The sequence below is a fragment of the Micromonospora cathayae genome (assembly GCF_028993575.1).
GTDB classification, from domain to species: Bacteria; Actinomycetota; Actinomycetes; order Mycobacteriales; family Micromonosporaceae; genus Micromonospora; species Micromonospora cathayae.
Genome location: NZ_CP118615.1, coordinates 3,380,773 through 3,393,592 on the forward strand (window position 1 = coordinate 3,380,773; position 12,820 = coordinate 3,393,592).

Annotated in this window: 12 protein-coding genes, 1 tRNA gene and 2 pseudogenes; 7 read left to right on the plus strand and 8 right to left on the minus strand. The window is 73.8% G+C overall.

What is annotated here, in order from left to right; all coding sequences use genetic code 11:
* Positions 1-270 precede the first annotated feature (270 nt).
* Positions 271-1,425: a LolA family protein gene (locus PVK37_RS15620; protein ID WP_275034733.1), complete on the minus strand. Its 1,155-nt coding sequence runs from the start codon at positions 1,423-1,425 to the stop codon at positions 271-273.
* 96 nt (positions 1,426-1,521) lie between these two features.
* On the opposite strand from PVK37_RS15620, the gene PVK37_RS15625 reads away from it, so the two are divergent.
* The gene (locus PVK37_RS15625; RefSeq protein ID WP_275034734.1) at positions 1,522-2,211 is read left to right on the plus strand and encodes a response regulator transcription factor; all 690 of its coding nucleotides are present in this window, start codon (positions 1,522-1,524) and stop codon (positions 2,209-2,211) included.
* A 34-nt stretch (positions 2,212-2,245) separates the two neighbouring features.
* On the plus strand, positions 2,246-3,874 hold the full coding sequence (locus PVK37_RS15630; protein WP_275035134.1) for an ATP-binding protein: 1,629 nt from the start codon (positions 2,246-2,248) through the stop codon (positions 3,872-3,874).
* A gap of 978 nt (positions 3,875-4,852) precedes the next feature.
* Here the strand turns inward: PVK37_RS15630 and PVK37_RS31900 are convergent.
* A pseudogene (locus PVK37_RS31900) lies at positions 4,853-5,785 on the minus strand (tetratricopeptide repeat protein); the annotation flags it as partial.
* A 57-nt stretch (positions 5,786-5,842) separates the two neighbouring features.
* Positions 5,843-6,316 (minus strand): MarR family winged helix-turn-helix transcriptional regulator, encoded by a 474-nt coding sequence (locus tag PVK37_RS15640; RefSeq protein ID WP_275035135.1) that lies wholly within the window; start codon positions 6,314-6,316, stop codon positions 5,843-5,845.
* A gap of 50 nt (positions 6,317-6,366) precedes the next feature.
* On the opposite strand from PVK37_RS15640, the gene PVK37_RS15645 reads away from it, so the two are divergent.
* Both PVK37_RS15645 and PVK37_RS15650 read left to right on the plus strand, forming a co-directional pair.
* A complete protein-coding gene (locus tag PVK37_RS15645; RefSeq protein ID WP_275034736.1) occupies positions 6,367-6,888 on the plus strand; it encodes a VOC family protein in 522 nt (173 codons plus the stop codon).
* A gap of 163 nt (positions 6,889-7,051) precedes the next feature.
* Positions 7,052-8,041, plus strand: coding sequence for a hypothetical protein (locus tag PVK37_RS15650; RefSeq protein ID WP_275034737.1), 990 nt, complete (start codon positions 7,052-7,054; stop codon positions 8,039-8,041).
* 55 nt (positions 8,042-8,096) lie between these two features.
* On the opposite strand, the pseudogene PVK37_RS15655 reads toward PVK37_RS15650, so the two are convergent.
* The 4 genes and pseudogenes from PVK37_RS15655 to PVK37_RS15670 all read right to left on the minus strand — a co-directional run.
* Positions 8,097-8,522 (minus strand): annotated as a pseudogene (locus PVK37_RS15655) (potassium channel family protein); the annotation flags it as partial.
* 107 nt (positions 8,523-8,629) lie between these two features.
* On the minus strand, positions 8,630-8,815 hold the full coding sequence (locus PVK37_RS15660) for a DUF4236 domain-containing protein (RefSeq protein ID WP_275034738.1): 186 nt from the start codon (positions 8,813-8,815) through the stop codon (positions 8,630-8,632).
* Positions 8,816-8,929: 114 nt separating this feature from the next.
* Positions 8,930-9,385, minus strand: a complete 456-nt coding sequence (locus tag PVK37_RS15665) for an RrF2 family transcriptional regulator (protein WP_275034739.1) — start codon at positions 9,383-9,385, stop codon at positions 8,930-8,932.
* Between the two features lie 7 nt (positions 9,386-9,392).
* Positions 9,393-10,277 carry a helix-turn-helix transcriptional regulator gene (locus PVK37_RS15670; protein WP_423791044.1) on the minus strand — a complete coding sequence of 295 codons (885 nt, stop codon included), beginning with the start codon at positions 10,275-10,277 and terminating at the stop codon, positions 9,393-9,395.
* 192 nt (positions 10,278-10,469) lie between these two features.
* Here PVK37_RS15670 and PVK37_RS15675 point away from each other — a divergent pair, with 192 nt between their 5' ends.
* Positions 10,470-11,246: a glucose 1-dehydrogenase gene (locus tag PVK37_RS15675; protein WP_275034741.1), complete on the plus strand. Its 777-nt coding sequence runs from the start codon at positions 10,470-10,472 to the stop codon at positions 11,244-11,246.
* 130 nt (positions 11,247-11,376) lie between these two features.
* Here the strand turns inward: PVK37_RS15675 and PVK37_RS15680 are convergent, their stop codons facing one another.
* Positions 11,377-11,808 carry an SsgA family sporulation/cell division regulator gene (locus tag PVK37_RS15680; RefSeq protein ID WP_007457244.1) on the minus strand — a complete coding sequence of 144 codons (432 nt, stop codon included), beginning with the start codon at positions 11,806-11,808 and terminating at the stop codon, positions 11,377-11,379.
* A 329-nt stretch (positions 11,809-12,137) separates the two neighbouring features.
* On the opposite strand from PVK37_RS15680, the gene PVK37_RS15685 reads away from it, so the two are divergent.
* Both PVK37_RS15685 and PVK37_RS15690 read left to right on the plus strand, forming a co-directional pair.
* On the plus strand, positions 12,138-12,647 hold the full coding sequence (locus PVK37_RS15685; protein WP_275034744.1) for a TIGR02611 family protein: 510 nt from the start codon (positions 12,138-12,140) through the stop codon (positions 12,645-12,647).
* A 49-nt stretch (positions 12,648-12,696) separates the two neighbouring features.
* Positions 12,697-12,768, plus strand: a tRNA-Val gene (locus PVK37_RS15690).
* Positions 12,769-12,820 lie beyond the last annotated feature (52 nt).

Sequence of the window (12,820 nt, forward strand, 5' to 3'; positions counted from 1 at the left end):
GAGACGTACTCCTGCTCGTGGCCGATCTCGTCGGTGTGCTGCTGCTCGCCGGACTGCGTTGACAAGCCCTCTCCCAATTCGTTAAAATCGCGCAGAACGCCAATTCTTAATTGGCGTTCTTTTTGTGTGCCCTGAACTGAGAAAGATAGCGTGTCCCGACGGGGTCGACCAACTCCCGGAGAAAGGATTCGCGTCACCCGGACGAGGTCCCGGTGACGCGAATCGTGGTCCTGCCTGAAGTGGGTCAGCCGTTGGGCGACTGCCTGGGGATCACCGGTCAGCCGCGGCGACCTCGTAGAGCCGCTCCGGGGCGACCAGCCCGGCGAGCACCCGCCCGTCGTCGGTGAGCAGCACGCTGAACATCTTCCCGCTGAACAGCCGGCCGCTGCCCCAGTCACCGCTCACCTTCGGCAGCGAGCCCAGCAGTTGCGCCGCCTCGGCGGCCCCCTGCTCGGCGGCCCCCTGCTCCGGTGCCGCCTCGCCCGCGGGGCGCTGCGTCCCGGTCCCGGGCGTACCGGTCCGGGCGACCAGGACGGTGGCCCAGCCCTCGCCCACGGTGGTCACGTCCGGGTGGTCGTCGGCCTTCCCCGGCCGGTCGGTCTTCCCGGCCAGTCCTTCCGGCCGCTCGCCGACCGGCTTGCCCTCGTCCATCTTCACCCCGGGCGGCGGGTTGAAGGTGAACTGGTCGGCGTCCGGGCGGCTGAAGTCGACCTGGGTGAAGGCCACCTCGACCGTGGGCTCGTCCGTGCCGGCGGCGAACAGCTCGAACCGCAGCGGTACGTGCTCCTTCGCGTCCAGCGCGATCCGGACCTGGTCGACCAGGGACGCCTCGGCACGTGGCTTGAGCACCAGCTCGTACGCGTCGCGTCCGGCCACCGTCGCCGACCGGCCGACGCTGACCTCGGTGCTCGGGTCGATCGCGGCCAGCGCCCGGTCGGCGGCCTCGGCCGGGGTGACCGGCAGGTCGGCCGCCTCCTCCGGCCGCTGAGCCGCGTCGGCCGGCAGCGTGCGGTGGCTCGCCTCGTTGGTCCGGCTGTTCCAGACCCACAGGTCCGGGCCGTTGCGGATCACGTCCCGCTCGCCGAGGGTGTCCTTGAACGCGATGCGCGCCTTGTCCGGCCCCGAGTACCAGACCCGCATGGTGTGCGTGCCGGAGACCAGGGCGGTCAGGTCGTCCCGGCGCTCGGCGAGCTTGCCGACCAGCGGCGGCAGGCCGAGGTCGGCGCGCTGCACCACGGTGCCGGAGAGCCCCTCCAGCCGGGACGTCTGCAGGTCGACCAGGAGCTGGGCGGCGCTGCGCGGGGGCAGGGCCGGCTCGGCTTCGGCGGCGAACTGGCCGAGCGCCGCGCCACCGCCGATCACCGTGACCGCCGCGACCGCCGGCACCACCCAGCGCAACGCCGGACGGCTCGTCAGAACAGACATGTGCACCTCCTTGGGTATCCACTCTGCCCGATCGATGCTGAGAGGGCGCTGAGGAGGACGAACCGATCGTAGGCCCGCCGGTGGCACTCTTGACCGGTGCGACTGCTGGTGGTGGAGGACGAGACCCGGCTGGCCGGGGCGTTGCAGCGCGGGCTGGCCGCCGAGGGGTTCGCGGTGGACGTGGCCGCGACCGGCCCGGCCGGGCTGGACGCCGCCCGCTACGGCGGGTACGACGCCATGATCCTCGACGTCATGCTGCCCGGCCTCTCCGGCTACGAGGTGGTCCGGCGGCTGCGCGCCGAGGAACACTGGCTGCCGGTGCTGATGCTCTCCGCCAAGGACGGCGAGTACGACCAGGCCGACGGGCTGGACTGCGGGGCCGACGACTATCTCACCAAGCCCTTCTCGTACGTGGTGCTGCTGGCCCGGCTGCGGGCGCTGCTGCGCCGGGGCGCGCCGCAACGTCCCGTCGTGCTCACCTCCGGTGACCTCAGCCTGGACCCGGCCGGCCGCCGGGTGACCCTGGGCGACACCGAGATCGCCCTGACCGCCCGCGAGTACGCGCTGCTGGAGTACCTGATGCGCCGACCCGGCGAGGTGGTGTCCAAGACCGAACTGCTCGACCACGTCTGGGACGCCGCCGTGGAGACCGCCCCGAACGCGGTGGAGGTCTACGTCGGCTACCTCCGTCGCAAGATCGGCCGGGACCGGCTGGAGACGGTCCGGGGCGCCGGCTACCGTCTGACGGCGGGTCGGGAAGGGTCCCGGGGTGCGTCGTCCGCCTAGGAAGGGCTCCCGTCTCGCGCCGCCGACGCTCGGGCTGCGCGGCCGGTTGACCGCCCTCACCGTGCTGGGTCTGGTCGTCGGGCTGGCGGTGGGTGGGGCGGTCCTGTTCGTGGCCCTCGGGTACGTCCTGCAACGCAGCGTCGACGACGAGGCGTTCCGGACCGCCGACGCGGTCGCCCTGCTGGCCGCCGAGGACGTCCTGCCCGATCCGCTGCCGGTCGCCGCCGGTCAGGTCCGGGTGCAGGTGGTCGACCAGCAGGGCCGGGTACGCGCCGCGTCGATCGACGCCGACCGGCTGGTGCCGATGGTGCCGGTGGGGCGGATCGACCACACCGCACGGCAGCGCACCTTCGTCCGGGGCGAGCGGTTGGGGCTGCCCGGCCGGGTCCGGGTGGTGACCGTGCCGGCCGGCACGCCCGCCGAGCCGCTGACCGTACTGGTGGGCAAGTCGATGGCGGACGTCACCCACAGCGCCGAGGTGGTCCGGACCGTCCTGCTGGTCAGCTTTCCGCTGCTGGTGGTGCTTTTGGGTGGGGTGACCTGGCGGGTGGTCGGCGCCACCCTGCGCCCGGTCGAGGCGCTGCGCAGCGGTGCCGCGGAGATCACCGACCGGGCCGGCGGCGGCCGGCTGCCCGTACCGGCGTCGCACGACGAGATCCACCGGCTGGCGGTCACCCTCAACGACATGCTGGACCGGCTGGAGGCGAGCCGGGCCCGGCAACGGGCGTTCGTCGCCGACGCCGCGCACGAGCTACGCAGTCCGTTGACCAACATGCGTACCGAGCTTGAGGTCGCCGGCCGGCTCGGGGACCGTACCGACTGGCCGGCGGTGGCCCGGGACCTGCTCACCGACACGGAACGGTTGAGCCGCCTCGTCGACGACCTGTTGCTGCTGGCCCGGCTGGACGAGGCGGCCAGCGCCCGGCCCGCCGGTGTCGCCGGCCCGCCGAGCGGGGTCGACGGTGTCGCCGGCCCGGTGGTCGGGGGCGGTGTCGGCGGTCCGACGGCCGAGGGCGGTGTCGGCGGTCCGACGGCCGGGTCCGGCGGAACCGGTGGGCCGGGGGCCGGGCGGGTCCGGGTCCGCCCGACCGGGCCGGTCGAGCTGACCTCGTTGGTCCAGGCCGTCGCCGCCCGCTTCCCGACCCCGCCGGTACGGGTGCTGCCCACGCCGGAACCGGTGTGGACGGTCGGGGACGCCGACCAGTTGCACCGGGTGCTGGCGAACCTCCTCGACAACGCGGTCCGCCACTGCCGGGAGAGTGTCGTGGTCGCGGTGACCGCCGCCGGGACGACCACCACCGACCCGGCCGGTACGGCGGCCAGTGGCCCAGTCGGTACTGCGGCCACCGGCCCAGCCGGTACGGCGGCCACCGACGATGATCCGTATGCCGGCGGTCACCTGGTGACGGTGACCGACGACGGGCCGGGAATCCCGCCCGCCGACCGGGAACGGGTCTTCGACCGGTTCACCCGGCTGGACGACGCCCGGACCCGGGACGCCGGCGGGGCGGGCCTGGGGCTGGCCATCGTCCGGGAACTCGTCCGGTCGCACGGCGGCACCGTACGGCTCGGCGACGCCGGACCGGGACTGCGGGTCATGCTGCGCCTGCCGACCCTGGAACTCGGCCCGGACCCGGACCCGCCCGTCGACCCGGCGGCCTGACCGAGCCCGACCCGTCGACCCGGCGCTGACCGACCCGGCCGGCCCGCCCGGCGGGTCGAACGGGTGGCACGGCCAGGCTGGTCAGCTCCGCTTGGTGCAGACCGGTTTCGCCCGACCGACGGTGTCCGCCGAGTGGACGACCGCGACCGTGAAGCAGTAGTCGGTGTCGCGGTCGAGGCCGTAGACGATGTAGCTGGTCGAGCCGGCGGGCAGCTCCTGGAAGGCGCGCGGGTTCTGCCCCGTCCGCCCACCGGAGACGACCACCGGCCCCTCCGCGCCCGCCGGGTAGGCCCAGCTCAGGGCGACGCTGTCCCGGTTGTCGCGCAGGGTCACCCCGCTGGGTGCCGCGCCGGGCGGTGCGGTGGGCCGCTTCGTGCCGCTCGGCTCGGCGGCGGTGGGCGTACCGGGGGCTGGGGCCGGTGCCGGGTCGGCCGGATCGTCTACCTGGGCCACCCCGGCGATCACCGCGCCCGTACCGAGCAGCACCACGACCACACCCGCGACGACCAGCGGGGCGAGCCGGCGGGGCGGGTCGGCCGCTGGGCGCGGTACGTGCACCGGCAGCCGGGAACCGGCCCGTACCGGAAGGTGCGCCACCCGCCGTACGCCAGCTGACTCCTCGGGGTACGACCCGGTCAGCCCGACCACGGCGGGCGGCAGCGCGGGTTCGGCCGTCCGGGTGGTGGTGGTCGCCTCCTCGCCCGGCCGGACCACGTCGGCCTCCGGCGGCCAGAGGGTCCGGTCGTCGTCCGGACCGGTGTCGCCGTACCGTCCGCCGAAGTCGAACCGCCGCTCGTGCGCGTACGAACGGTCGGCGGTGCGGTGTCCGGGGTCCTCACCCCCCGGGTACGGGTCGACGTCAGCCGCGTACCGGTCGGCACCGGCATCGGCGGCGTATCCGGCACCGGGATCGGCGGTGTACCGGTCGGAGCCGGGGGCGTACGGGTACGGGTCGGCACCGGGGGGGTACGGGGACGGGTCGGCCGGCGGGCGGGGGTGCGGGACCGCCGTCGGGTAGGTCGTCGGGTCCGGGTGCGCCTGCCCCGCCACCGGGTACGCCGGGTCCGGGAGGTCGTGTCCGGAGGCCGGGGACGGGTGGACCGGGGAGGACTGGGCCGCAGACGGGTGGGCCGGCGGGCCGGTGGACCAGTCGTCGAGTTCCTCGTCGGCCGACGGGGTACGGGCCGCCGGCACCGTCGGCGCGTCCGGGCCGTCGTCGCAGGCGTGGTCGGGGTTGGCGGCGGCCCGCGCCAGGACGGCGACCTGGGTGGCGAGCGGATCGTCGGGGGCGAGGTACTGCCGGCACAGCTCCCGGGCCAGCGCCAGGTTGTCGTGCGCGTCGGCGAAGTGCCCGCAGTCGCGTTGCATGGCGCCGAGCCGGGCGAGCATCTTGATCCCGCTGACGTGCCCGTCGCCGTACACCTCGCGGTGCAGTTCCCAGGCGTCCTGGAGGCGTTCCCGGGCGATCGTGCACTCGCCCCGGGCGTACTCGACGGTGGCCAGGTCGGCGTGCGCGGCGAGCACCCGCAGCGACTCCGGGCCGTCCAGCGCGGTCAGCTCGATGATCACGTCCTGGTAGAGCCGCGCGGCACGGGCGTAGCTGCCGACCCGGTGCAGCACGGCGGCGAGCGTGGCGGCGGCGGCGACGGTGCGCTGGTCCGACGGGCCGTACAGCCGGGTCATCGCCGCGTACGCGAAGGCCGCCCAGCCCCGGGCGGAGTGTGGCTCGCCGAGGGTGACCAGCACCCGGGCCTGCAACCCGGCCGCGTCGGCCAGCTCGGGGGTGGCGTTCGCGGGGCGGGGGTCCGCGTCGGCCAGCGCGTCGGCGAGCAACTCCTGGGCGCCGGACAGGTCGCCGGAGGCCACGAGGTGGTGCGCCTGCGCGGTCAGTTCACCGAAGGGGGAGGACACGCCCCATCGTGCTCACTTCGCAACGGTATGTACAAGACCCGTCAGGTGGCAGTTTGGTCAGGATAGTGGTCGATCGGTGTCCAGGTGGTCCACCAGGGTTTCGCTGATCCGGCGGAGCTGGTCGACCTGGGCCGGGCTGAGCGCGTCCAGCAGGTGCCGGCGTACCCCTTCGACGTGGCCGGGCGCGGCGGCGGCCAGCGCGGCGAACCCGGCGTCGGTGAGGGCGGCGACCTGCCCCCGACGGTCGGTGGGACAGTCCCGGCGGACCACCCAGCCGGCCGTCTCCAGCCGGGCCACCGCGTGCGAGAGCCGGCTGCGCGACGATCCGCTGGCCCGCGCCAGGTCGGTCATCCGGAGTTGCCGCTGCGGGGCCTCGGAGAGCCGGACCAGGATCTCGTAGTACGCGTGCGGCATGCCGGCGTCGCGTTGCAGCTCGCGGTCGAGCGTCTCCATCAGCGCCCGGGAGGCGGTCAGGAACGCCCGCCAGGTGCGCTGCTCGTCGGGGTCCAGCCACCGGGTCATGACGCCCATCATACGGTGGATAGTTGAACGCTCAACAAAGTCGCGTTACCGTGGTCGGCATGGGAATCCACCGGCTCAACCACGCCGTACTCTTCGTCCGTGACCTCGAGCGCAGCGTCGCCTTCTACCGGGACGTGCTCGGCTTCCGTCCGGTGGCGATGACCCCGGACGGCTTCACCGGCGCGGCCTTCCTCCAGGCCCCCGGCTCGACCAACGACCACGACCTCGGGCTGTTCGCCATCGGCGCGGCGGCCGGGCCGTCCGGCGCGGGCCGCAGCACGGTCGGCCTCTACCACCTCGCCTGGGAGGTCGACACCCTCGACGAACTGGCCGCCACCGCCGAGCGGCTCACCGCGGCCGGCGCGCTGGCCGGCAGCTCCGACCACGGCACCACCAAGAGCCTGTACGCCCGCGACCCGGACGGGCTGGAGTTCGAGGTGGTCTGGCTGGTCCCCGCCGACCGGCTCGACGACGCGGCGCTGGCCGCGCGCAAGCGGATCGGCCGGCTCGACCTGGCCCGGGAACAGCAGCGCTACGGCGGGCAGACCCGCGGCGGCGTGGGCATCTCCGTCCCGGCCTGACCGGAGCGGCCGGGCCGCCGGGCGGAGCCGGGCCGCCTGACCCGGCGACGGCCCTGACCGGGCGGTCGCGTCGCCGGGTGGAGCCGGGCCGGCCGAGCCGGTGTCCGGGCCGACCGTGGGGCGGGCCGCCGGTCGGAGCCGGGTCACCTGGTACAACGACAGGATGTCCCACCACCCTTCCGACGCCGTCCTGGGCGAACTGCTCGTCCGCCACCTCGACACCTGGCTCACCGGGGCGCTGCGGCGGTCCCGCCGGGTGACGCTCGCGCTGGCGTACCCGGGGGTGGTGGGCGACAGCGCCGAGGCCGCGCTCCGCACCGTCGCGCACGCCGCCGACCGGGTACGCGGGCACCGGCTCACCGTCCTGGTGCTCGGCGTCGACCCGGACCGGCTCGGCACGGTCGGGTCCAGGTTGCCCGCCGAGGTGACCCTGCACCTCGTACCCGGTGATCCGGGCCGGCTGCCGGTGGTGCTGAAGGCGGCCGGCGCGGCCGGCGCGCCGTTGCTGACGGTGCTGTCCGACCCGACCGGCACGGACCTCACCGGCCCGACGGCCCGCGCGGTGGCCGCCGCCGGACGCTCGGCCGAGCTGCTGCTCGCCGTCGGCGCGAGCGCCCGGACCGACCTGACCTCGGCCGGGTTCCCGCTGGTCACCGAGGTCGACACAGCCTTCACCGACGGTACGTCGCCGGCCGTGTACGCCCTGGGCACCCGGTCGGACCGCAGCCTGGAGTCGTTCAAGGAGTCGCTGTGGCGGGCCGGCGCGGCCAGCGGGCTGCGGCACCGCGCCCTCGACGGGGCTGTGGCCGAGTTCACCGCCGAGCCCGACCCCGGGCCGCTGGCCGCCCTGCTCCACGCCGAGCTGGCCCGTTCTGGCCCGGCCACGGTGACCGAGCTGCGGCGGCACACGCTGACCGCGACCGGCTACCGGGCCGGCGACGCGGTCCGGGCGCTGACCGTCCTGCTGGATTCCGGGGCGGTGCGCCGCGACCCGCCGGACGGCCGGCTCGCCGGGGACGTGCTCATCGAGGCGGTGGCGGGGTCGGAGGCTGGGGCGGCTGCCCCGGAGACTGGGGTGACGGCGGGGCTGAGGGCTGAGGCGGTGGCGACCCCGGAGGCTGGGGCGGTGGCGGGGCCGGAGGCCGCTCGGTGAGCTGCTTGACCGCCAGCGACGCCCCGGTGGCGATGATCCCGATGCTGAAGACCATCTGCGCGCACACCGCGACCCGGGCGAGCTGCCCCTGGGCGTGCACGTCGCCGTAGCCGATGGTGGTCAGGGTGGCCAGCGTGAAGTACAGCGCGTCGATCCGGGTGCGCAGGTTGACGAACTGCGCCGGATCACTGATCGCGATCACGTAGTCGGCGAGGGCGAACGTCAGCACCCCGGCGACCAGCGCCACCGTCAGATGCCACACCGAGGTCGGCTCGGTGTCCTCGACGAGCTGCCGGCGCACCTCACCGGTGACCAGCCGGGCCACCCCGAGCACCAGCAGCGCGGTGCCGAGGGTACGCAACGCCAACCGTAGGCCGTTGACATCGGGCTCGACCGGCACCACGAAGTACGCCAGCAGGAGCAGCAGGGACGCCGTCACCGCCTGCCGACGTTCCCGCCGGTACGGTCGTTCGCTGCTCATGGGCCGATTGTCGACGCACACCGGACGGCACCGGAGGCGGAACCGCCGATCCGGACACGTCGAGGGGGCGCCGGCAGGTCACCGGCGCCCCCTCGAACGGTGGGTCGCTACGCGCGGGAGCGCGACTTGTCCTGCTTCCAGGACAGCGGACCGGGCAGGTCGACCCGGTGCGCCTTGGCGCGGGAGTTCCAGGACCAGCGGCCGATCTTGATGCTCCAGGAGGAGAAACCGTTCTCGGTGAAGTTGAGAATGATCGGACCGTACTTCTTCCGCTTGCGGAACATCAGGCCCATCGCGGGGCCTCCCTTCGTGACCAGCCGTCCGTGTCTGGCACCGAACATGCCCGGACGGTCGATTCACGAAACCCGGATGGTGCCGGACCGGTCGTCGCGTTGCTCCCCGAGGGGCTAGCGGGGCTCCCAGGCGTCCGGTCGGGCGGTGAGCCGCCGGACGTGCGCCGGCAGCCGGCCACCCGCCAGGTCGGCCAGGCTCACCTCGTCCACCACCTGCCGCACGGCCGCCCGGACCGCCACCCACAGCCGGGGGAGGTTCTCCGCCGCGCCCAGGTAGCGGGTCTCCTCGGGGCGCATGCCCCGGACCCCGGCCAGCGGCCCGTCCACCGCCCGCAGGATCGCCCCGACGGCGATCTCCCGGGGCGGACGGGCCAGGGTGTAGCCACCCTCGGCCCCCCGTTGGGCGCGGACGATGCCGGCCCGGCGCAGGTCGGCCAGGACGGCCTCGAGGAACTTGCGCGGCATGTCCTGCTCCGCGGCGATGGTCTGGGTGGAGAGCAGCGAGGGGTACGCGATGGCGAGGCTCAGTGCCGCCCGTACCGCGTAGTCGCCGCGAGCGGAGATCTGCACCGTGCCATCATGCCCGGTCGGTCCAATGCGGTGGCCGGGGGCGGGGGATCCGGGCCGGCGCCACCCGTCCGCCGGTGGCCCGGAAGGCTCCCGGACTCAGGCCGGCCTCCCGGCTGAAGAACCGGCCGAAGTTGGTGGGCTCCGGAAAGCCCAGGTGACGGCCGATCCCGGCGATCGGCTCGTCGGTCGCGGCCAGCAGGCGACGGGCCTGGAGCGCGACCCGCTCGTCGACGACCTGCTTGGCGCTGCGCCCGGTCACCGCCAGACAGGCCCGGGTCAGGGTACGCACCGAGCAGCCCAACCGGTCGGCGTAGTCCTCGACCCGGCGGGTACGCCGGTAGTGCCGTTCCACCTCCTGGCACAGCCGCCGGAAGGTGCGGATCTCGGTGCCGGTGGCGGGCGGGGTGGCGGTCAGCGCCAGCCGCAGCAGCAGGACGGCGAGCTGGTGCCGCAGCAGGCGCTCGCCGGCCGGGCTGCCGCGCCCGTACCGGCGGTAGTCCACCACGAGCTGGCTGACCTCGGTGACCACCGCCTCCTCGTCCTCGCCGTTGAGCTGGGTGAGAGTGGGGACGGGATCCGGCGGCAGGTCCAGCCCGTGCAGCGAGCCGGCCGCCCAGCGGACCACGTGCGCGTCCAGCGGGTCGACCCGGCGTACCGCCTGACCCGGGCGGATCCGCAGCAGGGAGCCCGGCCGGCAGGCCAGTGGCTGGAAGTCGACTTCGAGCGTGCCGTGTCCGCCGGTGACCAGGACGAGATGATCGGCCGGGACCAGGACCGGCCGCCGCCACGAAGGGTCGGTACTGAGATCACCGAGGGTGATCATGTGGATCCCGGTGGAAGATGGCGCGGGACCGGCGTCCGTCGCCTGCGTGCGGTGACCGGAAGAGACCATCACCAGCGACGGTAGCCCGGGACGCGGGCGAACGCATGTCGGCAGGCGCGGAACGGGCCGGGAGGGCTAGGCTACCGGTCGGTAGTGCCCGGTCGGTCGCGCCGCCTCTCCAGGCGTGCCGGGCGACGGGCCGACCCGGGAGGACCGCCGGCCACCGTGGCGGCCCCCGCCACCTGCGAGATGGGGGTGCCCATGACGGATCTGTTCTCGGTCGACGGCAAGACGGTCCTGGTCACCGGCGGCTCGCGGGGAATCGGGCTGATGATCGCCCGGGGCTTCGTCGCCGCCGGCGCGGACGTGATCATCTCGTCCCGGAAGGCCGAGGTCTGCCGACAGGTCGCCGACGAACTGTCCGAGATCGGGCGGTGCGTGGCGATCCCCGCCGACCTGAGCACCGACCAGGGCGCGCAGGAGTTGGCCGCCGCCGTGCGGGAGCGGACCTCCCGGCTCGACGTACTGGTCAACAACGCCGGAGCGACCTGGGGCGCACCGCTGGAGGAGTACCCGGAGAGCGCCTTCGACAAGCTCTGGGCGGTCAACGTCAAGGCGGTGTTCCGGCTCACCACCGCGCTGCTGCCCGCGCTGCGCGCGGCGGCCACCGCCGACGACCCGGCCCGCGTGATCAACATCGGGTCGGTGGACGGCATCAGGGTGCCGTCCATGGAGGTGTACGCGTACTCCGCCACGAAGGCCGCGGTGCACATGCTCACCCGCAGCCTCGCCCACCAACTGGCCGGCGAGCACGTCACGGTCAACGCGATCGCGCCCGGCCCGTTCGAGAGCAGGATGATGGCGTTCGCGCTGGACGACCCGACCACCCGGGCCGGCATCGAGCAGCAGGTCCCGCTCGGCCGCATCGGCCGCCCCGAGGACATGGCGGGCACCGCCATCTACCTGGCGTCGCGCGCCGGGGCGTACCTGACCGGCGCGGTGATCCCGGTGGACGGCGGCATCACCACGCACGGCTGAGCGGTCGCCGTCGTACCGGGCGGTGGTCTTCCGGCCCCGGCCCGGTCTTTCGTACCCGGTGGTGGTGGTCCTCCGGTCGGGTGCCGCGCGGATTCGGCAGCTCCGCGCGGCCCCCTTGGTGAGCCGTCGGTCAGCGACCGGCCAGCAGCCGGTTCACCGCCGTGTCGACGTCCAGGTGCTCGGCCTCCCGGCCGCGCGGAACGACGACGTAGGTGCGGCGCAGGAAGCGCACCAGCACGCTGCGCGGCACCTCGAACAGGGCGTTGCCGTCGGGCGACGACAGCGCCAGCGCGACGAAGTCGCCTCGTGGGGTGGCCCACGGCCACACCCGGACGTCGCCGATGCCGGCCGGCTCGTCGAGCCCGGTGACCAGCAGTTCACGGGCGAACGACCAGCTCACCGCCTCGCCGCCGGCAGACTCGGCATGAAACAGGACATGGACCGCGTACGGGTCCGCAGGGTCGTAACGCAGACTGGCGCGCACCGGCAAGGCGGTGGCGTCAGGCGCGACGAGCCTTAGCGACGTCTCGACCTCAACGGTCGTCGGTCGGATGACACTCATGGACGTTCTCCCCCCGGCACCGCTGCGGAACGCGCGTGTTCCGCTTTTCCATACTCAGGCGCTCCTGATGGCTACGCTCCGCCATACGCTGACTTCACCCAGTGGTGGGAAGGGGGTCGGAAACGCCGCTAGAATGTGAGAATTCATGTACGATATCCGGTTCTGCCCAGAAATTTCTTCCGCCCGGGATCGGGTGGTTCAGTCGTCGACTTACTCCGGTAACGTCCAGTCGTCGGTGGGGGTGACGGGCCAGAGGGACACTGGGAGGTGAGATGGTCACGAAACATTCCTCAGTGGAGCCGGTCCCGACGCCCCGGAAGCCGGGCGCGATGACTGGAAAGACCGAAAAGCGGGGGTACGGGGTGCCGGAGAACGGGCGTGGCCGCGACGGGCTGCGTGATCGCGGTGCCGAGGGCGCGGCAGGCGTACAGGTCGCCGAACGGCGGGTCCGCTGGCGGCGGCTACGGACGACGCTGGAGCTGATCCGGGCCAACCCGACCGGCCGGATCGCGCTCAAGGTCTTCATCTCGGTGGCCGGGGCCCTGGTGGTCGCCATCGGGGTGGTGCTGATCCCGCTCCCCGGCCCCGGCTGGCTGCTGGTCATCGCCGGCCTCGGCATCTGGGCCGTCGAGTTCCACTGGGCCAAGCGGCTGCTCGGCTTCACCCGACGGCACGTCCAACGCTGGACCAGATGGGCGACCACCCGGCCACTGCCGTTGCGGCTGGTGCTCGGCTCGGTCGGGCTGGTCTTCGTCGGCACCGTGGTCTGGCTGTCGCTCAAGTACAGCCTCGGCATCGACGTCGTCGCGCGGGCGCTGCACTACCTCGCCACGAACTGACCCGGATTCGCGGAGCCCGCACCCGATCAGGTAGAGTCAGCGGCGCTGAGGGCGATTAGCTCAGCGGGAGAGCGCTTCGTTCACACCGAAGAGGTCACTGGTTCGATCCCAGTATCGCCCACGCAGGTCAAAGGCCACTTCCCATCGAGGGAAGTGGCCTTTCTGCTACTCGT

Excerpts from the sequence above, each read along its gene's own strand:
- PVK37_RS15675 (WP_275034741.1), top strand. The coding sequence starts at position 10,470 with ATGACGGATCTGTTCTCGGTCGACGGCAAGACGGTCCTGGTCACCGGC.
- PVK37_RS15640 (WP_275035135.1), bottom strand. The coding sequence starts at position 6,316 with ATGGGCGTCATGACCCGGTGGCTGGACCCCGACGAGCAGCGCACCTGG.
- PVK37_RS15670 (WP_423791044.1), bottom strand. The coding sequence starts at position 10,277 with ATGGTCTCTTCCGGTCACCGCACGCAGGCGACGGACGCCGGTCCCGCG.
- PVK37_RS15645 (WP_275034736.1), top strand. The coding sequence starts at position 6,367 with ATGGGAATCCACCGGCTCAACCACGCCGTACTCTTCGTCCGTGACCTC.
- PVK37_RS15680 (WP_007457244.1), bottom strand. The coding sequence starts at position 11,808 with ATGAGTGTCATCCGACCGACGACCGTTGAGGTCGAGACGTCGCTAAGG.
- PVK37_RS15685 (WP_275034744.1), top strand. The coding sequence starts at position 12,138 with ATGACTGGAAAGACCGAAAAGCGGGGGTACGGGGTGCCGGAGAACGGG.
- PVK37_RS15620 (WP_275034733.1), bottom strand. The coding sequence starts at position 1,425 with ATGTCTGTTCTGACGAGCCGTCCGGCGTTGCGCTGGGTGGTGCCGGCG.
- PVK37_RS15660 (WP_275034738.1), bottom strand. The coding sequence starts at position 8,815 with ATGGGCCTGATGTTCCGCAAGCGGAAGAAGTACGGTCCGATCATTCTC.
- PVK37_RS15650 (WP_275034737.1), top strand. The coding sequence starts at position 7,052 with ATGTCCCACCACCCTTCCGACGCCGTCCTGGGCGAACTGCTCGTCCGC.